Source organism: Streptomyces sp. NPDC050732, from assembly GCF_040654255.1.
Lineage (GTDB): Bacteria > Actinomycetota > Actinomycetes > Streptomycetales > Streptomycetaceae > Streptomyces.
This window is the reverse complement of record NZ_JBFAHP010000022.1, coordinates 87,217-106,502: the sequence shown is the minus strand read 5'-3', so window position 1 is coordinate 106,502 and position 19,286 is coordinate 87,217. Positions and strand designations below refer to the sequence as shown.

Here is a 19,286-nt window from a genome sequence, read left to right as displayed (position 1 = left end):
GGGCGGCCGGGCTCAGGAGTGGAAGGGCAGCCCCGCGTCGGCGGCCAGCTCCAGGTCGTCGGTGTCTTCGGGTGGCAGGAGCGTCGCCGAGCCGTCCGTGACCGGCACGACGCCGAGCTCCAGGAGCTCCGCCATGGCCGCGCTGCCCGCCATGTCGCGGACCTGGAGCTGGTAGCGGGCCGTGGTGCGGTACGTCCCTCCGGAGTCGTCTCCCGTGCGCTGCAGGAATCCGGAGTCGGTGAGGAAGGCGACGGCCTTGCCGATGATGCCGGTGGTGGAACCGGCGAGGCGGCGGGCGTCCTTGGTGGCGCCGGTCGAGCTGCGGCGCGCCCAGATCCGCCAGGCGGCTTCGAGGCCCGGGGCGTCGGTGGCGGGGTCGGTGTTCTCGCCGTGTTCCTCGGCGCGCTCCTCCAGGCGCCGGCAGGCCTGGCGGACGAACGCGTCGACGCCGTTGACCGTGACGCGGCCGATGTAGCCGTCGTCGGCGAGGTCTTCGGGGCGGGGGAACGCCATGGCGGCGACGGCGAGGTGGGCGAGGCCGTGCAGGAAGCGGTCGGAGGCGTCCGTCGCCGCGCGGCGGGCGTAGTCGCCCATGCGGACGGCGAAGACGGAGTCCTCGGCGGCGGTCACGGCCATGCCCGCGCGCGGGGAGACCTCCAGGACGACGAGTCCGAGTCCGGTCGCGACGGCGTCGGCGAGCCGGGCGAAGGGCGGGTCCTCGCGGTAGCGCCGGAGCAGTTCGGCGTACTCCTGGTCGCGGGCGGGCTGCAGCTTGGGCTGCAGGCCGAAGGCGACGAGCCGGGCGGCGTCGGCGGCGTCGGCCGGGGTGACGGGCGCGGGGGCGGCGGGCGCCGCCGTGGAGTCCGGCTCGCCCCACGCGGCGTGCTCTGCGGGGTGGTCGGTCACGGCGTGTGCTCCTTGTGGGCGAGGGGGGTCTGGGGGTCGGTCATGGTCAGGCCGCCTCCGTCCGGTCGGCCGCCATGCCGGCGGCGTCCAGGAGGGCGGTGCCGACGATGAGGTCGGCGCCGCCGAACTCCTCGTCGTCGAGGTCGGTGCCGTCGTCCACGGCGAAGAGCAGCTTCTCCTCGCCCTGGCGGTAGGCGGTGCCGACGGGCGGGCTGGCCGCGTGGACGGCCAGCAGGGCGACGAGGTAGGGCAGTTCGGGGTCGCGGCGGCGGGCGTCGGCGAGCAGGCCGGAGAGCCGCCGCGGCGCGTCGGCGGGCAGGTCGAGCAGCTCCATGGCGCTGGAGAGCTGCTCCTCGCTGAAGCGGCTGTCGTCCGGGGTGGCGATGAGGTCGGGCTCGGGCATCTCGGCACCCAGGTGCTCGCGCTCCATGGGCGGCGTCAGCAGTATGTCGACGAGGTCGCCGACGCGGACGGAGACGGGGGTGCGCAGCCCGGTGCCGTGCGCGAAGAAGGCGTCCGTCACACGGCTCGCCTGTTCCGCCGGGAGGGGCAGGAGGGGCGCGACCAGCTGTCCGTACAGGTCGAGGCCCGCGCGGGCGGTGGGGGTGGCGAAGGCCTGCCGGTCCTGCTCGGCGCGGAACAGCGGGCCGGCCTCCAGGAGGCGGGACTGCAGCAGGGTGTGGCGGCGGATGCAGTCCTTGACGATGTCGACGAGCTCGGCGGCGCGGCGCTTCTGCTCGGGGTCCTCGGACTCGTCGCGGGCCTTGCGGATGTTGGTCAGGATGGCGTTCTCGTGGCGGTAGCGGTCGGCGACGTGGTCGAGCGCCTCCGCGATCATGTCGGGGACGGCGCGGAGCCAGTCCACCGCGCGGACGTTGCGCCGGGTCGCGTCGAGGGCTTTGCGCAGCGTTTCCGAATACTGCACGGTGCGGTAGCGGGCCTGCTCGGCGGCGAGCTGGGCGTCGGCGAGCCTGCCGCGGCTGATGAGGACCTCCAGCTTCACCTCGGCGGCGATCTGGGCGCTGGTGACGTCGGTGTCCAGGGCTCCCACCAGGACGTTGACCGCTTCGTCGGTGGTGCGGAGGTAGACACTGCCGCCGTAGCCGGGGACTTCTTCGAGGAGCTTGAAGTCGTAGTCCCTGCGGACATATGTCCCGTCAGGGGCGAAAGTGCCGTACACGGCGCGGAAGCCGCGGTCGACGCTGCCGACGTTGATCAGGTTCTCCAGGACCCAGCGGGCGACGCGCTCGTGCTCGGCGGCCGGGCGGTGGGGGGCCTGGGCGGCGACGCGCGGGAGCAGCCTGGCGACGATCTGCTCGTGGTCGGCGCCGGTGTCGAAGTCCATGTTCAGTGTGACGAGGTCGATGGCGGAGAGGGCCACTTCCGCCATCGCGTACACCGAGTACTCGCCCGCGAGGTTGGCCTTGCGCACGTCGAGGTCGTGCAGCGGAGCCGTGCAGGCGAGGGCGCGCAGGCGGCGCGCCAGGCCCTCGTCGGCGGCCGGGCCCAGAGCGGGCCGCGGCCCCGCGCTGAGCTGGGGCGGAGCGGTGTCCGTAACGGCAGGCGAAGTCACGGTGCACAGACTAGGTCCTCGGTCTGACAACGGTCGAAACGGCGCAGACCCGGCAGCGCTCGGCGGCGGTCCCGCCCGCCCCGCTCACCCTCGGTTCCGCTCGCCCCGCTCGCCGTCGGTGCCGCGCCGGCCGTACGCGTCGACGAGCCGTCGGCGCGAGTCGTCGAGGTACTCGGCGAGCAGCGTCTCGGCGTCGTCACGGCGGCCTTCCTGGAGCGCTTCCAGAATCTGCCGGTTGCGTGCGATGTAGGGCTCGTGGAGCCGCCGCGGGTCGCCCATCACGTGGAAGGCGAGGCGCAGTTCGGCGAAGACGCTGCGCATCAGCTCGTCGGTCCTGGCGCTGCCCGCGAGGGCGACCAGTTCCCGGTGGAAGTCGATGTTGGCGGTGGAGACGCCTTTCCAGTCGCCCGCGCGCGCGGCCCGCCGGCCGTCCGCCACGGCGCGGGCGAGCCCGTCCACGGCGTACGGCGGCTCACCGAGCCCGCGTACGACGGCGCATTCGACGAGCGAGCGGGTGCGGTAGATGTCCAGTACGTCCTCGTCGGTCAGCACGCGTACGAAGACGCCGCGGTTGAGCTGGTGCTCCAGCAGCCGCTCGTGGGTGAGCAGCCGGAACGCCTCTCGCAGGGTGTTGCGGGAGACGCCGAGCGCGCCGCCGATGCTGTCCTCGGAGAGCCGCGTGCCGGGTGGGAAGAAGCCCGCGGCGATGCGGCTCCTGAGGATGTCGGAGACTCGCTCGGCCGTGCTGGTGCGCCCCAGGAGCACGCGGTCGTCGGCCAGTCCGTTCGCATCGGTCATCCCCTCCGCCATGCCCGGATTCAATCGCAGACAGCAGAACGAAACAACATGGGTATTGAGGGATCGTTCAACGATCCTCTACCTTGTCGGGCACCGCTCCCTTCGAGCGCACCGAAGGACCGCACGCTCCAGCACCCTCCGTCCCTCTTCTGCGAGGTGCCCATGAGCACGACCCCACCACCCAGGACGGCCCCGGCCGACATACGCTCCGGCAAGGAGGAACTTCCCGACGACAGCGGCGCCTTCGGCTGGCTGCGCGCGCTCGGCCCACGCGGCCGCCGTGCCTTCGGGGGCGCCTTCGGGGGGTACGCCCTCGATTCGTACGACTACTTCACGCTGCCGCTGAGCATGGTGGCGCTCGCCGCGTACTTCGGCCTCGACAGCGGCCAGACCGGGCTCTTCACCACCGTCACGCTCGTCGTCTCCGCCGTGGGCGGCGCCGTCGCGGGGGTGATCGCCGACCGGATCGGCCGCGTCAAGGCGCTGATGATCACGGTCATCACATACGCGGTCTTCACCGTCGCCTGCGGTTTCGCGCCCAACTACGAGACCCTGCTGGTTTTCCGCGCTCTCCAGGGGCTCGGTTTCGGCGGCGAGTGGGCGGTCGGCGCGATCCTCGTCGCCGAGTACACCACCGCCAAGCACCGTGGCCGCACCCTGGGCGCGATCCAGAGCTCCTGGGCCGTGGGCTGGGGGCTCGCGGTGATCGTCTACACCCTGGTGTTCCAGTTCCTGGACGACGACGTCGCCTGGCGTGTGATGTTCTGGACCGGCGCCCTGCCCGCGCTGCTCGTGATCTACGTCCGGCGCAACGTGCACGACGCCCCTGAAGCCGCCGAGGAGCGGCGCAAGAGCACCGACAAGGGGTCGTTCACGGCCATCTTCAAGCCAGGACTGCTGCGCACCACGTGCTTCGCGGTGCTCCTGTCCACGGGCGTGCAGGGCGGCTACTACACGCTGGCCACCTGGGTGCCCACGTATCTGAAGAGCGACCGGGGCCTCACCGTCGTCGGCACCGGCGGCTATCTGACCTTCCTGATCTCCGGGGCCTTCGCCGGCTATCTGACCGGTGGCTACCTGACCGACAAGCTCGGCCGGAAGCGGAACATCACCCTCTTCGCGTTCCTCTCCGCGGCCAGCATCCTCGCCTACACGAACATCCCCGACGGCGCCAACGGCCTTCTCCTGGTGCTCGGTTTCCCGCTGGGCTTCTGCATGTCGGCGATCTTCAGCGGCTTCGGCTCGTTTCTCAGCGAGCTCTACCCGGCCGCCGTGCGCGGTACGGGACAGGGCTTCACGTACAACACAGGGCGCGCGGTCGGCGCCGTCTTCCCCACCATGGTCGGCTTCCTCGCCGACAGCTGGGGCGTCGGTGGAGCGCTGGTCTTCGGAGCGGTGGGGTACGGCCTCGCCGTCGTCGCCCTGCTCGGCCTCCCCGAGACGCGCGGAAGGGAGCTCCTGTGAACGGCGACACGCGTGTGATCCGCAGCGCCAAAGAGGCCCGTGCGGCCTTCCGCTCGGGCCGGACGAGTCCCACCGCCGGCTGGGCCCCGGGCTCCACCCAGGCCAACCTCATCTCCGTCCCCGCCGACTGGGCGTACGAGATGCTGCTGTTCTGCCAGCGCAACCCGAAGCCCTGCCCCGTGCTCGACGTCACGGACGCGGGCTCCTGGGTCACTCCGCTCGCCCCCGGCGCCGATCTCCGTACCGATCTGCCGCTCTACCGGGTCTGGGAGCACGGCGAGTTGGCCGACGAGCCCACGGACGTCGTCGGCCGCTGGCGCGACGACCTGGTCACCTTCCTCATCGGCTGCAGCTTCACCTTCGAGTGGGCGCTCGCCGACGCCGGTGTGCCGCTGCGCCACATCGAACAGGGCCGCAACGTTCCGATGTACGTGACCGCGCGTCCCTGTCGCCCCGCGGGGCGCCTGCACGGCCCCATGGTGGTGTCGATGCGTCCCGTGCCGCCGCGGCGGCTGGCCGACGCCATCAGGGAGAGCGCCCTGATGCCCGCGGTGCACGGCAGTCCGGTGCACTGCGGCGACCCCGGCGGCCTCGGCATCGAGGATCTGGACCGCCCCGACTTCGGCGACGCGGTGAGCGCCGAACCGGACGACATACCGGTGTTCTGGGCGTGCGGGGTGACCCCGCAGGCGGCCGTGATGGCCTCCCGGCCGCCCTTCGCGATCACGCACGCGCCCGGCCGGATGTTCCTCACCGACGCCAGGGACGAGCAGTACCGCGTGGTCTGACCGTCGCGGACAGCGGCTTTCGGGTACACGGACAGCAGCCTTCGAGAACACGGGTTTCGAGAGCACGGGAGAGCCACGAGGATGAGCACGGCCCTGATCGACCTGAACGCGGACCTCGGCGAGGGCTTCGGCCGCTGGCGCCTCACCGACGACGAGGAGCTGCTGTCCGTCGTCACCAGCGCCAACGTGGCCTGCGGCTTCCACGCCGGGGACGCGGTCACCATGCGCCGGGTCTGCGACCTCGCGGCCGAGCGCGGCGTGCGGATCGGCGCGCAGGTGTCCTACCGCGACCTGGCGGGGTTCGGGCGGCGCGCCATGGACGTGCCAGCCGACGAGCTGACGGCCGAAGTGGCGTACCAGATCGGCGCCTTGGAGGTGTTCGCGCGCGCGGCAGGCACGCGCGTGTCGTACGTGAAGCCGCACGGCGCGCTCTACAACCGCGTCGTCCACGACGCGTACCAGGCTCGCGCGGTCGTCGACGGCGTACTCCTCGCGGACGACTCGCTGCCGCTCCTGGGGCTGCCCGGATCGCGTCTCCTGGAGACGGCGGGAAAGGCCGGACTGCCGACCGTGCCCGAGGCGTTCGCGGACCGCGCCTACACCGACGAGGGCACTCTGGTTCCCCGCACCGGCGAAGGAGCGGTCATCACTGAGGAGGACACCGTCGTCGCGCGGTCCGTCGGCATGGCACGCCTGGGCGTCGTCACGTCCCAGGAGGGCCGCGAGATCGCCGTGCGCGCGCGTTCGCTGTGCCTGCACGGCGACACTCCGGGGGCGGTGGGCCTGGCCCGCCGGGTGAGGGCGGAACTGGAGTCGGCTGGCGTGCGGGTGGAGGCCTTCGCATGAGGGTCCTGCCGGTCGGTGACCGGGCCCTGCTCGTCGAAGTCGCCGACGGCGCCGAGGCCCAGGCCCTCCACGCCGAGCTGCTGCGCCGCCGCGCGACGGGCTCCTTGCGGGTACGGGAGATCGTCCCCGCGGCCCGCACGGTGCTCCTCGACGGCCTCGCCGAGCCTGGCCGTGTCGGGGCGGAGCTGCCCGGCTGGGAGATTCCGCCGCTACCCGCGCGCGCGGGTGCCGTCCTGGAGCTTCCGGTGCGCTACGACGGGCCGGATCTCGCGGACGTGGCGGCGCACTGGGGAGTGCCCGTGGCCGAGGTGGCGCGGATCCACTCGGCCGCCGCATTCCGCGTCGCCTTCTGCGGGTTCGCACCCGGCTTCGGCTATCTGACCGGGCTGCCCGGGCGCTACGAAGTGCCGCGCCGGGCCACGCCCCGCACCTCCGTGCCCCGGGGCAGCGTCGCGCTGGCGGGCCCGTACACGGGCGTCTATCCCCGCGCGTCGCCCGGCGGCTGGCAACTGATCGGCTCGACGGACGCCGTGCTGTGGGACCACGCGCGCGTGCCCGCCGCGCTGCTCTCCCCCGGCGTACGGGTCCGCTTCGTGCCGGTCGGCTGCCCGACGGAGTCACCGACCGGCGCCGCGACGGGGGCGCGATGACCGACCGTGCCGTGTCCGTCGTGCGGGCCGGGGCGCTGACCACCGTGCAGGACCTCGGGCGCCCCGGGCACGCCCATCTCGGGGTGCCGCGCTCCGGGGCCCTCGACCCGCCCGCGGCCCGCCTGGTCAACCGCCTGGTGGGCAACGCGCCGGACGCCGCCGTCCTGGAGACCACCCTCAACGGCTGTGCCGTGCGCCCGCGCAGGCCCGTGACGGTCGCCGTCGGCGGTGCGCCGTGCCCGGTGACCGTGGACGGCCGCCCCGCGCCCTGGGGAGCGCCGGTGCGGGTGCCCGCGGGGGCACTCCTGGACGTCGGAACCGCCCTCTCCGGAGTACGTGGCTACATCGCGTTCGACGGCGGAGTGGCCGTCGACCCCGTGCTCGGCAGCCGCTCCACCGACCTGCTCTCCGGACTCGGCCCTCCCCCGCTCACGGACGGGACCGTGCTGCCGCTGGGGCACCCCGGCACCACGTACGCGCGCGTGGACACCATCCCGCAGCCCGCGCCGCCCCAAGAGCTGGTGCTCCGGGTGACGTTGGGGCCGCGCGCCGACTGGTGCACGCCCGCGGCGCTGGACACGCTCACCACGCGCGCGTACCGGGTGTCGTCGGCGAGCAACCGCATCGGGCTGCGCACCGAGGGCCCTGCCCTGGAGCGGGCGCTCCAGGGCGAACTGCCCAGCGAGGGCATGGTGCTGGGCGCGGTACAGGTGCCGCCGGACGGCAGGCCGGTCGTCTTCCTCGCCGACCATCCGACCACCGGGGGCTACCCGGTGGTCGCCGTCGTACGGGAGGCCGACCTCGCCGCGGCGGCCCAGGCGCGGCCGGGCACGCCGGTGCGTTTCGTCGCGGTCGGCCGGGGCCGGGGCTGACCCGGCGCCCCGGTGCTACATCGCGGGGGCGTCGGGGCCGATCCTGCTCCGTACCGCGGTCTGTACATCGTCCTCCTCGGCGGGGTCCGAGGCGAGCCTCCGGAGTCGGTTGACGACGCGGGCGTCGCCGGTCTCTGCGTGCCGTGCGGCGACTTCCCGGGTGGACTCCTCGCAGTCCCACAGGCACTCGACGGCGAATCCGGCCGCGAAGGTGGGGTCGGTGGCGGCCAGCGCGCGGGCGGCGCGGCCGCGGAGGTGGGAGGAGGCGGTCTCCCTGTAGACATGCCTCAGTACGGGGGCGGCACAGGCGATGCCGAGGCGTCCGGCGCCGTCGACGAGGGTCCACAGCGTGGGGGCGTCCGGGCCCTCGCCGCGGACCGCCTCGCGCAGTGCTGCCAGGACCGGCTTGCTGTCCTGGGCGCCGCCCCGGCAGGCGAGCATCCGCCCGGCGGCGGCGCCCAGGTCGTCGGGGCGGTAGGCCCAGCGTCGGGCGCGCTCGACGGCGGCGACGCTCCGCATCCGTTCGAAGGCGCCGGTCGCGGCGTCCACGACGACCTGGGAAGGGCTTTCCGCGGCGAACTCGATGAGGTCGAGGACCGCGGGATCGTGGGCGTCGGCCAGGTAGCGCAGGGCGGTGCCGCGCGCCCCGTCCGATCCTTCGCGGGCCGCCTCGACGATCTCGGGGCGGTCCTCGGGGCCGGCGACGGCGGCCAGGCAGCGGGCCGCGGGGACGTAGAGCACGGAGCCCCGCTCCAGGCCTTCCTGTGCCCAGTCGAAGATGGCCCGGACGCTCCACTCGGGGCGCGGCCCCGAGGGCCGCATCTGGCGCTGCCAGCGGTCGAAGGAGCCCTGTTCCCGCGCGGCGCGCACGCGGGCGCCGATGTCTGCGCGGGGGTCCTCTTCCCAGAGGCGCCAGGGCCGTGGTTCATAGGCGTCGCGGACGGCGGCGGCCAGGTCGGCCTCGCCCTCGGCGTCGGGGGCGAATCTGGCGAGCACGGGGGCCGCGAGGGCGCGCAGGCCCGCGTCGTCGTCCCGCAGCGCCAGTTCGTCGAGGGCCCAGGCCCAGTTGGAGCCGAACGCCGCATACCTCCGGAGGAGTTCGAGGGCGTCCTGCCTGCCGTACGAGGCGAGGTGGCCGAGGACGGCCAGGGCGAGTCCTGTGCGCGAGTCGTCCGCGTTCAGGACGTCCTCGGCGTCGAAGAGGTGGCGCTCGATCTCCCCGAGCCCGCCGTGCAGGTCGAGGTAGAGCCGGGCGTAGTACAGCGAACGGTTCTCCACCTGCCAGTCGTGGCGGGGATCGTTCAGCACGCAGTGGTCGAGGGCGGCGAGCGCCTCGGATCGTGGGGCGGTGAGCGCGTGCAGGGTGCCGTCGCCGCGGCCCCTCTGCAGCAGGCCGAGCAGCGTACCGCTGGGCGCTATGACCGGATCGAACATGGGAAACAGCCTCACATCAAGCGTCGACGCAACCGGGAATCACGCATTACCTGGCCGTGCGCCAACACGTCGGGCCGCCCGCCGTCTCTTGCTTGTCGAAGACCATCTTCCTCTGCCTCTCATCCATGGCCCAGGGGTCCCGGACGGGAGGTCCGGGGGCGGGCCGCTCACGGGCCACGCGGTGCGGCACCAACTGCCCCGCCGTCGCGTCCGTGAATCACGTCGTCATGATGACCCGGCGGTAAGCTCCGCCGCGACCACATTTCCAGCGCCCCCGTTGTTGCTGGTCAGGTACCCCGCTCAGGCGGCCCCGAACAGATGGAGCAGCTCCGTCTTCGCGAACATGCGGGCCGTGTCGACGGCCGACGGAGTTCCCGCGGCCGGATCCGCGCCCCCGTCCAGAAGGGCCCGGATCACCGCTTCCTCGCCCTTGAAGACAGCTCCCGCGAGCGGCGTCTGCCCCCGGTCGTTGGCGCGGTTGGTGTCGGCGCCGCGCTCCACGAGGGCCCGGACCGCCTCGGCGTGGCCGTGGTAGGCGGCCAGCATGACGAGCGTGTCGCCGCTGTCGTTCGTGAGGTTCGCCGGGACGCCCGCGTCGACATAGGCAGCGAGCGCCGCGGCATCGCCCTGGCGGGCCAGATCGAAGATCTTGGTCGCCAGCTCCACGACCTCGGGGTCGGGGGCTTCGCTCATGGGGACGTCCGCCTTTCTGGGTGTGCTGCCTGTGCAGCCGTACGAGTGAATCGACAGGGTACTGCCCCCGCGGGCACATGACCCGGCCCGCCCGAGGCAAAGATCACGGCGAGAGCGGGAGCCCGTCCTGACCCGTTCCCGCACGGCCCGACCGGGCTCCGCCATTCAGGGGAAATCCCCGAAAAGTAACCCATTTGCACCTTTTATCGCATGGATACATGCTGTGAACCTGGAAGAACTCATGGTGACTGTCCCCACGAAACCAGGAGAACCGTCATGATCCTTTCCATCTCGGGCGTCGTGCTGCTCGGCATCATCGTCTTCCTCTTCTTCCGCAAGGACGGACTGAAGGCGTCCCACGCACTGGTCTGCGCCCTCTTCGGGTTCTTCCTGGCAGGCACCGCCATCGCGCCGAGCATCAAGGCCGGCAGCGCGAGCCTGGCGAGCCTCCTCGGCGGGATCAAGTTCTGACGTCCCCGCTGTTCGCACGCACCTTCAGGAGACAGACGTGGCCAGGCGCCCACTCCCCCGCATTCTGAGCAACGGCACGGCATCCATCGCCCGGAGCCGGGAGTTGGCACGGTCGGCCGCCGACAGCGCCACCGATGTGCTCCATCCGCTGATCACGATCACCCGCGGACTGCGCCGGCTGGCTGGTGCCGGGCGGCGCAAGTGGGCCGACACACCGAAGGACAAGCGCGGACCACTGCTGTTCCTGGTGGCCTCCGTGGTACTGGTCGTGGCGCTCGTCCCCTACGGGCCGCTGCTCGCCCTGATCTCCTTGATGGCGGCCTCCGCGTGGACGGGCCGTGAGCGCACTCCACCGGCGCCCACCGGCCCGGACGAGGCACAGGTGCAGCGGCTGCAGTCCTTCTACGAAGCACTCGTCCCGTACTTCTCGGTCCCCGAGGACCCCGCCCCGCTCTTCGCGCACGGCGGCGAATGGGACAAGGCCTTCCCCGAGTACGAGTTCGACGGCACCGGGCGGATCTCCCGGCTCGTCGTGCACTACCCCGCCTACTTCACGGACGGCGAGGCCGAGTCCCGCGCGCGGATCGAGCAGCTGCTGCACGCCAAGGCGGGCCGCGGCCGTGAGTACCACTTCGCGTGGGACGAGGAGGCCAACCAGCTCGTCGTCACGGTGCTGCCCCCGCTCCCCACCGACATCGCCGCCCAGCGCTTCGTCACCGCCCCCGGGGAGACCGTCCTCGGCTTCACCGACGAGACCGGCGTCCAGCGCACCCTGCCGCTGGCCGAGGGCGAGGGGCAGCGCGACGTGCCCCCCGTCGTGTGGCGCACCGGCATCCGCTCCACCGAGCCCCACCTCCTGATCGCGGGCCAGCCGGGCAGCGGCACGACGACACTGCTGCGCTCCATCGCCCTCCAGGCGCTGCAGCACGGCGATGTCCTCGTCGTCGAAGGCAGCGGCACCGGCGACTACGCCTGCCTGACCGGCCGCGACGGGGTCCTCGGCATCGAGTGCGGGCTCTCCGGGGCGCTCGCGAGCCTCGAATGGGCGGCGCACGAGACGGAGCGCAGGCTCATCGCCGCCAACCGCGCCCGGCAGGCGGGCCACCCGCCACCGGAGGACACCAAGCGCCCCCTGTGGATCCTCCTCGACCACCCGAGCGCGCTCGGCCACCTCGCGGCGGCCGACGGGCGCACGGACCCCCAGTCGCTGCTGCAGGTCCCCCTGCGGCACGGCAGGGCGGCCAACGTGACGGTCGTGGTGGCGGACCAACTGGACAGCCTGGACGCGCTCAGCGACGCCGTGCACCAGCACACACGCGCGCGCGTGGTGCTCGGATACGCCACGCCCGACCAGCTGGAGGACGTCCTCGGGGCACCGCCCCACACGACACCCACGTCGGACGTCCCGCCCGGCCGTGGCTACGCACGGCTCGGCACCGGGCAGGTACACCGCCTCCAGGTGCCCGCGACCCCCGATCCGTACGACGACGCCACCAGCGAGGCGCACCGGCGGGCGGTCATGGAACTGCTGCCGGAGCGCAGCAACCCGCCGGACGAGACGGACACCGTCGCCCCGGCCCCTGCCCCACCTCAAGCCCCTGCACCCGCACCTGCCCCCGAAGCAACCGAGGCGCAGCCGGTCCCCCGCCAAGAGCTCACTACGTAGTCACGGCACAGAGGGACACCCAACGACTCACGCCACGAACGGATGCGCGGTCTGCGCGCCCGCCCCCGCCCCCGTCTCCACCAGCCGGGCCGCCGCCGCGAGCCGCGCCGCCGCCTCGTCGGCCACCGCGCCCCCCACGGTGAACGGCAGCCGCACATACCCCTCGAAGGCCCCGTCCACTCCGAAGCGCGGCCCTGACGGAACCCGTACTCCCACCCGCTCGCCCACCTCGGCGAGGCGCGACCCCGAAACACCCCCGGTGCGCACCCACAGGGTCAGGCCGCCGCTCGGCACCTCGAACTCCCAGTCGGGCAGCTCCCGCCGCACGGCCGCGACCAGCGCGTCGCGGTTCTCCCTGGCCTGCTCCCTGCGCACGTTCACGGCGGACTCCCAGCCCCCGGTGTTCAGCAGCCAGTTCACGGCGAGCTGTTCGAGGACCGGGGTGCCGAGGTCGGCGTACGCGCGCGCCGCGACGAGGCTGCGGATCACGTCGGGCGCGGCCCGCACCCAGCCGATGCGCATGCCCGCCCAGAAGGCCTTGCTCGCCGAGCCGACGGTGATGACGGTGGAGCCCGCCGGGTCGAAGCCGCAGACGGGGCGCGGCAGGGTGAGGTCCGGGTCGAGCCCGAGCTCGCTCATCGTCTCGTCGACGACGAGGACCGTGCCGGCCGAGCGGGCCGCCTCGACGAGCTGCCTGCGCTGGTCCTCGCCGGCGAGCGCGCCGGTGGGGTTGTGGAAGTCGGCGACGACGTACGCGAGGCGGGGCGCCGCATCGCGCAGGACCTGCCGCCAGCGGTCCATGTCCCAGCCCTGGAGGCCTTCGGCCATGGCGACGGGGACGAGCCGGGCGCCCGCCTCGCGCATCAGCTGGAGGATGTTGGCGTACGACGGGGACTCCACGGCGATGCGCTCGCCGCGGCCCGCGAAGAGATGGCAGATCGCGTCGATGGCGCCCATGGCCCCGGTGGTCACCATGATCTGTTCGGGCATGGTGGGGATCCCGCGCGCGGTGTAGCGCTCGGCGAGCATCTCGCGCAGGGCGGGCAGTCCCGCGGGGTAGTCGCCGTGCGTGTGGGCGTACGGCGGGAGGGCTTCGAGGGCGCCCTGGACGGACCGGGTGAGCCACGGCTCGGGCGCGGGCAGCGCGGCACAGCCCAGGTCGATCATGGAGCCGAGCGCCTCGGGCGGCAGCGGTTCGAGGCCGCGCGCGGGCAGGGGGTTGCCTGCCGGGACGGCAGTCCAGCTGCCCGCTCCCCTGCGGGACTCCAGGAAACCCTCGGTGCGCAGCGCCTCGTAGGCGGCGGCCACCGTGGTGCGGCTGACGGCGAGTGCCACGGCGAGCTCACGCTCGGCGGGCAGGCGGGCGGCGACGGGCACGCGGCCTTCGAGCACGAGCAGTCTGATGCCGTCGGCGAGGGCGCGGTAGGCGGGCGGGCGGCGCGAGCCGGTGCCCGCGGGGCGGTCCTGCTGGGAGGCGAGCAGGCGGGCGAGCTGCGTCGACCCCATCGCCGAAGTCCACTGAGCCATGATTCCAGTCCACCTTCCCCGAATTGGCCATGGTTATGGTCCGGTTCCAAGCCACAGGGTGTCATGCGTCGGGCCACCAGCACTACACGGGGAGCGTTCCTTGTCCGGTACGAAGCCACACCTCACGAAGCGGCTGATCAAGCTGTACGCGGGCCTCTCCCTGTACGGCGCGAGCTCCGCGCTGATGGTCTCGGCCGGTCTGGGGCCCGAGCCCTGGAACGTCCTCAATCAGGGCCTGTCCGAACTGACCGGCCTGACCATCGGCACGGTGTCGATCGTCGTGGGCGCCGCGGTGCTGCTGCTGTGGATCCCGCTGCGGCAGCGCCCCGGACTCGGCACGGTCTCGAACGTGTTCGTCTGCGGTCTGGCGATGGACGCCACCCTGGCGCTCCTGCCGGACGTGCACACGCTCGCCGTCCGCGTTCCGCTGCTCGCGGCCGGCATCCTCCTCAACGGAGTGGCGACCGGGCTCTACATCACGGCCGCCTTCGGCCCTGGCCCCCGGGACGGCCTGATGACGGGCCTGCACGCGCGCACCGGCCGCTCCATCCGCCTGATCCGCACCTCGATCGAGGTGACGGTCGTCGCCACGGGCTTCGCCCTCGGCGGCACGGTCGGCGTGGGCACGGTCCTCTACGCGCTGTCGATCGGCCCGCTCGCCCAGTTCTTCCTGCGCCGCTTCGCCGCCCCCACCCCCGTCCGCGCCCCCGCACCCGCCGCGTCGACCGTCGTGGCCTCCGGCGGCCCCACGGAGCAGGCGATACTGCACCCGTGACCCCGCGCGTACGCCACCCCTACCTCGATCACCCCGGGCCGCTCGCCCTCGCCCACCGCGGCGGCGCGGCGGACGGCCTGGAGAACACCGCGGCGGCCTTCCGGCGCGCCGTCGACCTCGGCTACCGCTACATCGAGACCGATGTGCACGCCACCGCCGACGGCCGGCTCGTCGCCTTCCACGACACGACGCTCGACCGGGTGACGGACGCGGCGGGACGCATCATCGACCTCCCCTGGAGCGAAGTGCGGCACGCGCGCGTGGCGGGCCGCGAGCCGGTTCCCCTCTTCGAAGAGCTCCTGGAGTCGTTCCCCGAGGTGCGCTGGAACGTCGACGTGAAGGCAGAGCCCGCGCTCCTGCCCCTGCTCGACCTGATCCGCCGCACCGGCTCCTGGGACCGCGTCTGCGTCGGCTCGTTCTCCGAGGCCCGCGTGGCGAGGGCCCAGCGCCTGGCCGGCCCGCGCCTGGCCACCTCGCTGGGGACGCGGGGCGTGGCGGCGCTGCGGATGGTGTCCTACGGAGTGCCCGCGGCCCTGCGCCGCTCCGCGGTCTGCGCCCAGGTGCCCGAGACGCACGGCAGGATCCGGGTCGTCGACCACCGCTTCGTGCGCGCCGCACACGCGCGTGGGCTGCAGGTACACGTGTGGACCGTCAACGACGCCGAGCGGATGACGGCCCTGCTCGACCTCGGGGTGGATGGCATAGTTTCCGATCACATCGAGACGCTGCGCGGGGTGTTGAAGGACCGGGGGACCTGGGTCTGACCTCCCCGGATCTGAGGACGCGGCGTCGCACCACGGGGAACAGCGAGGTCACGGGTGAGCACCGACACCGTGAAGGCGGCGGCGGCCGACGACACCGCCGAACGACGGCGCGAGCAGCGGGGCTGGTACTTCTACGACTGGGCGTGCTCGGTCTACTCGACGAGCGTCCTGACCGTGTTCCTGGGGCCCTATCTCACGGAGATCGCCAAAGCTGCCGCCGACCCGGAAGGGTATGTGCACCCGCTGGGCATCCCGGTCCGCGCGGGCTCCTTCTTCGCGTACGCGGTGTCCGCGTCCGTGCTCGTGTCGGTCTTCGTCATGCCGATGGCCGCCGCGGCCGCCGACCGCACCGGCCGCAAGAAGCCCCTCCTGGCCGTGGCCGCGTACCTGGGGGCGGCCGCCACGGCGGGCATGTTCTTCCTGGACGGCGAGCGCTACCTCCTCGGCGGCTTCCTGCTGATCGTCGCCAACGCCTCGCTCGCCGTCTCGATGGTCCTCTACAACTCCTACCTGCCGCAGATCGCGCCCCCTGAGGAACGCGACGCGGTCTCCTCGCGCGGCTGGGCCTTCGGCTACGCGGCGGGCGCCCTCGTCCTGGTGGCGAACCTCGTCCTGTTCCTCGCCCACGACAGCTTCGGCGTCTCCGAGTCGACGGCGGTCCGCATCTGTCTGGCGTCGGCCGGCGCGTGGTGGGGCGCCTTCACCCTCGTACCCCTGAAGCGGCTGCGGGACCGGCGGACGCCGTCGGCCGGGGCGGGGGCGCCGTCGCGGGGAGGCTGGCGGCAGCTGCGCTCGACGGTCCGCGACATGCGCCGCCACCCGCACACCCTTGCTTTCCTGCTCGCCTATCTCGTCTACAACGACGGGGTCCAGACGGTGATCTCGCAGGCGTCCGTCTTCGGCTCGGAGGAACTCGGTCTCGAACAGTCCACGCTGATCGTCGCGGTTCTGCTTGTGCAGCTGCTCGCCGTCGCGGGCGCGCTCGCCATGGGGCGGCTCGCCCGGACGTACGGCGCCAAGCGCACCGTCCTCGGCTCGCTGGTGGCCTGGACGGTCACGATCGGGGCCGGTTACTTCCTGCCCGTCGGCGCGCCCGTGTGGTTCTTCGTGCTGGCAGCGGGGATCGGCCTGGTCCTCGGCGGCACGCAGGCGCTGTCCCGTTCGCTCTTCTCGCATCTGGTGCCGCGCGGGAAGGAGGCCGAGTACTTCTCCGCGTACGAGATCAGCGACCGTGGCATGGCCTGGCTGGGACCGTTGATCTTCGGCCTCACGTACCAGCTCACGGGCAGCTACCGGGACGCGATCGGCTCGCTCGTGGCGTTCTTTTTGATCGGTTTCGTCCTGCTCGTACGGGTACCCGTACGGCGTGCGGTGCGCGACGCGGGCAATCCCGTACCCCGGCGGATTTAGCAACTGGAGGCAAAGGCCGGTAGTGTACGCCTTTGGCCTGCCAGGCGGACCGTTACTGCGAGCTGAAGAATCAGAAACGCTGGGTGACATCTGCTACTAGATGTGACAAACCGGGCGCTGGTGGGTACAACAAGGGGCGGCATACGACGGCGACGCATGACCCAGAACGGGAATCTTTACCGCCGACCGGACGTTGACCGGATGACGACGACAGCGACACCTGTCCTGTGGGCGACAAGCCCGGGAGGCACGATTCATGAGTGAGCGAGCTCTTCGCGGCACGCGCCTCGTGGTGACAAGCTACGAGACCGACCGCGGCATCGACCTGGCTCCGCGCCAGGCCGTGGAGTACGCATGCCAGAACGGACATCGTTTCGAGATGCCGTTCTCGGTCGAGGCGGAGATCCCGCCGGAGTGGGAGTGCAAGGTCTGCGGGGCCCAGGCACTCCTCGTGGACGGCGACGGACCTGAGGAGAAGAAGGGCAAGCCGGCGCGTACGCACTGGGACATGCTCATGGAGCGCCGCACCCGAGAGGAGCTCGAAGAGGTCCTTGAAGAGCGTCTCGCGGTTCTCCGGTCCGGTGCCATGAACATCGCGGTGCACCCGCGAGACAGCCGCAAGTCCGCCTGAGAGGGCGAACCGAGCGGTACCACCGCACCAGCACAAAGCGCATAAAAGGGCCGGGGCCACTGCTCAGCAGTGGCCCCGGCCCTTTGTGTCTTCGGTGGTGCGCTCAGTGCGGCAGCTGCGGGTCGTCCGGCCGCGGGCTCCGCGCCGGCGGCGCGTCATCCCTGATGACCTCGCCCTGCACGACCTTGCCGTCGGGCCGGTGCATCCGGGCCTGCTGGAAGGCGTCCCCCAGGCCGCCGGGCGTCGCCTCGCGCACCTTGCGCTCGAAGGTCCGCTCCGCATACCGCCCCAGAGCCTTCTGGACCGGCGGGATCAGCAGGATGAGCCCCAGGGCGTCCGAGACGAGCCCCGGCAGGATGATCAGGAGGCCGCCCAGCATCGTGAGGGCGCTGCCGCCACCGGTCTCCGGAGGGGGCGTCCCACCGCTCTGCTGCTGTTGCACCGCCTCGCTGAGCTTGCGGAACGCCCTGCGCCCCGCGCGCTTGATCACCGCTGAGCCGAGCACGAGGCCGCCCACCAGGAGCAGGAAGACCACGAACCCGCTGGTGGCTCCCGCCACCACGGTGAGCAGCCAGATTTCCAGGACCAGCCACGCGGCGATGCCGAGCGGCAGGAACCTCAGGGGCCCGGAGCGCCGGGGCCGGGCGGGTCGGATGGGAGGCGGTGCGCCAGTCGTCATGCTCCCAGTGTGCCTGGGCCCGCCTCAGTCCGGCATAAGGGGATGATCAAGAAGCCCCGCCCACGCTCGGGGCTCAGGGCTGCTTGCGGCCGATGACCTTGCCGACCCGCTCGCCCACGCCCCAGGCCGTGACCCGCCACAGCGCCTCGACGACGATGTTCTGGCTCATCTTGCTGTCCCCGAGCTCACGCTCGACGAAGGTGATGGGCACCTCGACGACGTGATAGCCCGCCTTCACCGCGCGGCGCGCCAGGTCGACCTGGAAGCAGTACCCCTGCGACTCGACCTCGCCGAGTCCGAGCCCTTCCAGGGTCTCGCGGCGGAAGGCACGGTAGCCGCCGGTCACGTCGCGGATGGGCACGTCCAGCAGGAGGCGCGAGTAGGTGCTGCCGCCGCGCGAGATGAACTCGCGGTGCTTGGGCCAGTTGACGACCCGGCCGCCCGGCACCCAGCGCGAGCCGAGCACGAGGTCGGCGCCCTTCAGCGCGGTGAGCAGCCGGGGCAGCTCCTCCGGCTGGTGGGAGCCGTCGGCGTCCATCTCGACGAGGACTCCGTAGTCGTTCTCCAGGCCCCAGCGGAAGCCCGCGAGGTAGGCCGCGCCGAGCCCCTCCTTGCCCTTGCGGTGCAGCACGTGGACCTGCTCGTCGTCGGCCGCGAGCTCGTCGGCGATCTTGCCGGTGCCATCGGGGCTGTTGTCGTCGGCGACCAGGATGTGCGCGTCCGGTACGGAGGCCCGCACCCGGCCGACGATGGCCTGGATGTTCTCCGCCTCGTTGTAGGTCGGAATGATCACCAAGGCCGTGCCGAGCGAGCCGAACCGCCTCCCCTGGTCCCCCGCTTCGGAGACCCCGCCGCCGTCGTTCACTACTGCCCCTTCGTTCGTACGCAGAGGACCACCATAATGGCCGCGGCCTGCGGCGCAGCGACGGCACGGGGGTCGGGGCGCGAGCGACCGCCGCGCGGCCGGAAAGTACTGCGGATCGGGGCCCGGCGCCCTTCGGGCCGGCCTGGGACCCGCTGGCTGCGGATCGACCGAGAGCCGTTGTCTACTGAGCGTCCGGGCCCCACCCGGGTCACACCTGCCGATCGGCTGATACGTTCCCTCGCCTCCGCGTCGCGGGCGCTGGACCTGGCTCCCAGGGGCGGTGCGCCGGTGCGGCACACCACCTGTGACCCAGCGGCGTTCGACGACCGCGTGGAGGTTCGCCGGTCGGACGTCCTGTGGTGGACCCGGCCGAACCTACCGGCCCACGGCGGCTCCCTGTCAATACCCCGCTGAGCTGCGGCTCCTTCACAGACCGCCAGGTCAGTGCCGAGGATTCCCAGGTCGTGCGAGGCG

The 19,286-nt window shown here is 72.5% G+C and carries 19 protein-coding genes; 11 read left to right on the top strand and 8 right to left on the bottom strand.

Going from position 1 to position 19,286, the window contains the following annotated elements; genetic code table 11:
- Window positions 1-12: 12 nt before the first annotated feature.
- From AB0H82_RS21310 to AB0H82_RS21300, 3 genes are all read right to left on the bottom strand, one after another.
- Window positions 13-906, bottom strand: coding sequence for a hypothetical protein (locus AB0H82_RS21310; RefSeq protein WP_362994908.1), 894 nt, complete (start codon window positions 904-906; stop codon window positions 13-15).
- A gap of 46 nt (window positions 907-952) precedes the next feature.
- A complete protein-coding gene (locus AB0H82_RS21305) occupies window positions 953-2,479 on the bottom strand; it encodes a hypothetical protein (protein ID WP_362994906.1) in 1,527 nt (508 codons plus the stop codon).
- Window positions 2,480-2,563: 84 nt separating this feature from the next.
- Complete coding sequence (locus AB0H82_RS21300; protein ID WP_362994904.1) at window positions 2,564-3,289, bottom strand: GntR family transcriptional regulator; 726 nt, start codon at window positions 3,287-3,289, stop codon at window positions 2,564-2,566.
- Window positions 3,290-3,439: 150 nt separating this feature from the next.
- Here AB0H82_RS21300 and AB0H82_RS21295 point away from each other — a divergent pair, with 150 nt between their 5' ends.
- The 5 genes from AB0H82_RS21295 to AB0H82_RS21275 all read left to right on the top strand — a co-directional run bounded on the left by AB0H82_RS21295 (window position 3,440) and on the right by AB0H82_RS21275 (window position 7,897).
- A complete protein-coding gene (locus tag AB0H82_RS21295) occupies window positions 3,440-4,741 on the top strand; it encodes an MFS transporter (RefSeq protein WP_362994902.1) in 1,302 nt (433 codons plus the stop codon).
- Window positions 4,738-5,529 carry a putative hydro-lyase gene (locus AB0H82_RS21290; protein WP_362994901.1) on the top strand — a complete coding sequence of 264 codons (792 nt, stop codon included), beginning with the start codon at window positions 4,738-4,740 and terminating at the stop codon, window positions 5,527-5,529. The genes AB0H82_RS21295 and AB0H82_RS21290 overlap by 4 nt, the downstream gene beginning before the upstream one ends.
- A gap of 81 nt (window positions 5,530-5,610) precedes the next feature.
- Window positions 5,611-6,375, top strand: a complete 765-nt coding sequence (locus tag AB0H82_RS21285) for a 5-oxoprolinase subunit PxpA (RefSeq protein ID WP_362994899.1) — start codon at window positions 5,611-5,613, stop codon at window positions 6,373-6,375.
- Entirely contained in the window at window positions 6,372-7,025 is a 654-nt protein-coding gene (locus tag AB0H82_RS21280; RefSeq protein WP_362994897.1) for an allophanate hydrolase subunit 1, read from the top strand. Before AB0H82_RS21285 ends, AB0H82_RS21280 begins: the two co-directional genes overlap by 4 nt.
- Window positions 7,022-7,897 carry a biotin-dependent carboxyltransferase family protein gene (locus tag AB0H82_RS21275; protein WP_362994895.1) on the top strand — a complete coding sequence of 292 codons (876 nt, stop codon included), beginning with the start codon at window positions 7,022-7,024 and terminating at the stop codon, window positions 7,895-7,897. The genes AB0H82_RS21280 and AB0H82_RS21275 overlap by 4 nt, the downstream gene beginning before the upstream one ends.
- 15 nt (window positions 7,898-7,912) lie before the next feature.
- On the opposite strand, the gene AB0H82_RS21270 is transcribed toward AB0H82_RS21275, so the two are convergent.
- On the bottom strand, window positions 7,913-9,331 hold the full coding sequence (locus AB0H82_RS21270) for a HEAT repeat domain-containing protein (protein ID WP_362994893.1): 1,419 nt from the start codon (window positions 9,329-9,331) through the stop codon (window positions 7,913-7,915).
- A 300-nt stretch (window positions 9,332-9,631) separates the two neighbouring features.
- Complete coding sequence (locus tag AB0H82_RS21265) at window positions 9,632-10,024, bottom strand: ankyrin repeat domain-containing protein (RefSeq protein ID WP_362994891.1); 393 nt, start codon at window positions 10,022-10,024, stop codon at window positions 9,632-9,634.
- 276 nt (window positions 10,025-10,300) lie between these two features.
- Between AB0H82_RS21265 and AB0H82_RS21260 the strand changes: the two genes are divergently transcribed.
- On the top strand, window positions 10,301-10,495 hold the full coding sequence (locus tag AB0H82_RS21260; protein ID WP_362994889.1) for a hypothetical protein: 195 nt from the start codon (window positions 10,301-10,303) through the stop codon (window positions 10,493-10,495).
- Between the two features lie 37 nt (window positions 10,496-10,532).
- Window positions 10,533-12,161 (top strand): ATP-binding protein, encoded by a 1,629-nt coding sequence (locus AB0H82_RS21255; protein ID WP_362994887.1) that lies wholly within the window; start codon window positions 10,533-10,535, stop codon window positions 12,159-12,161.
- Between the two features lie 27 nt (window positions 12,162-12,188).
- Here AB0H82_RS21255 and AB0H82_RS21250 read toward each other — a convergent pair whose 3' ends face one another.
- Complete coding sequence (locus AB0H82_RS21250) at window positions 12,189-13,688, bottom strand: PLP-dependent aminotransferase family protein (protein ID WP_362994885.1); 1,500 nt, start codon at window positions 13,686-13,688, stop codon at window positions 12,189-12,191.
- A gap of 100 nt (window positions 13,689-13,788) precedes the next feature.
- Here AB0H82_RS21250 and AB0H82_RS21245 point away from each other — a divergent pair, with 100 nt between their 5' ends.
- From AB0H82_RS21245 to AB0H82_RS21230, 4 genes are all read left to right on the top strand, one after another.
- Window positions 13,789-14,463, top strand: coding sequence for a hypothetical protein (locus AB0H82_RS21245; RefSeq protein ID WP_362994883.1), 675 nt, complete (start codon window positions 13,789-13,791; stop codon window positions 14,461-14,463).
- Window positions 14,460-15,227, top strand: coding sequence for a glycerophosphodiester phosphodiesterase (locus tag AB0H82_RS21240; RefSeq protein ID WP_362994881.1), 768 nt, complete (start codon window positions 14,460-14,462; stop codon window positions 15,225-15,227). The genes AB0H82_RS21245 and AB0H82_RS21240 overlap by 4 nt, the downstream gene beginning before the upstream one ends.
- Window positions 15,228-15,281: 54 nt before the next feature.
- Window positions 15,282-16,637 (top strand): MFS transporter, encoded by a 1,356-nt coding sequence (locus AB0H82_RS21235; RefSeq protein ID WP_362994879.1) that lies wholly within the window; start codon window positions 15,282-15,284, stop codon window positions 16,635-16,637.
- Window positions 16,638-16,893: 256 nt separating this feature from the next.
- Window positions 16,894-17,268: an RNA polymerase-binding protein RbpA gene (locus tag AB0H82_RS21230; RefSeq protein WP_030360404.1), complete on the top strand. Its 375-nt coding sequence runs from the start codon at window positions 16,894-16,896 to the stop codon at window positions 17,266-17,268.
- 103 nt (window positions 17,269-17,371) lie between these two features.
- On the opposite strand, the gene fxsA is transcribed toward AB0H82_RS21230, so the two are convergent.
- The gene (gene fxsA / locus AB0H82_RS21225; RefSeq protein ID WP_362994877.1) at window positions 17,372-17,947 is read right to left on the bottom strand and encodes an FxsA family membrane protein; all 576 of its coding nucleotides are present in this window, start codon (window positions 17,945-17,947) and stop codon (window positions 17,372-17,374) included.
- 73 nt (window positions 17,948-18,020) lie between these two features.
- Complete coding sequence (locus tag AB0H82_RS21220; RefSeq protein ID WP_362994875.1) at window positions 18,021-18,812, bottom strand: polyprenol monophosphomannose synthase; 792 nt, start codon at window positions 18,810-18,812, stop codon at window positions 18,021-18,023.
- Window positions 18,813-19,286 lie beyond the last annotated feature (474 nt).

Coding starts and splice junctions, on each gene's coding strand:
- AB0H82_RS21300 (WP_362994904.1), bottom strand. CDS start 3,289: ATGGCGGAGGGGATGACCGATGCGAACGGACTGGCCGACGACCGCGTG.
- AB0H82_RS21295 (WP_362994902.1), top strand. CDS start 3,440: ATGAGCACGACCCCACCACCCAGGACGGCCCCGGCCGACATACGCTCC.
- AB0H82_RS21285 (WP_362994899.1), top strand. CDS start 5,611: ATGAGCACGGCCCTGATCGACCTGAACGCGGACCTCGGCGAGGGCTTC.
- AB0H82_RS21280 (WP_362994897.1), top strand. CDS start 6,372: ATGAGGGTCCTGCCGGTCGGTGACCGGGCCCTGCTCGTCGAAGTCGCC.
- AB0H82_RS21275 (WP_362994895.1), top strand. CDS start 7,022: ATGACCGACCGTGCCGTGTCCGTCGTGCGGGCCGGGGCGCTGACCACC.
- AB0H82_RS21270 (WP_362994893.1), bottom strand. CDS start 9,331: ATGTTCGATCCGGTCATAGCGCCCAGCGGTACGCTGCTCGGCCTGCTG.
- AB0H82_RS21265 (WP_362994891.1), bottom strand. CDS start 10,024: ATGAGCGAAGCCCCCGACCCCGAGGTCGTGGAGCTGGCGACCAAGATC.
- AB0H82_RS21260 (WP_362994889.1), top strand. CDS start 10,301: ATGATCCTTTCCATCTCGGGCGTCGTGCTGCTCGGCATCATCGTCTTC.
- AB0H82_RS21250 (WP_362994885.1), bottom strand. CDS start 13,688: ATGGCTCAGTGGACTTCGGCGATGGGGTCGACGCAGCTCGCCCGCCTG.
- AB0H82_RS21230 (WP_030360404.1), top strand. CDS start 16,894: ATGAGTGAGCGAGCTCTTCGCGGCACGCGCCTCGTGGTGACAAGCTAC.
- fxsA (WP_362994877.1), bottom strand. CDS start 17,947: ATGACGACTGGCGCACCGCCTCCCATCCGACCCGCCCGGCCCCGGCGC.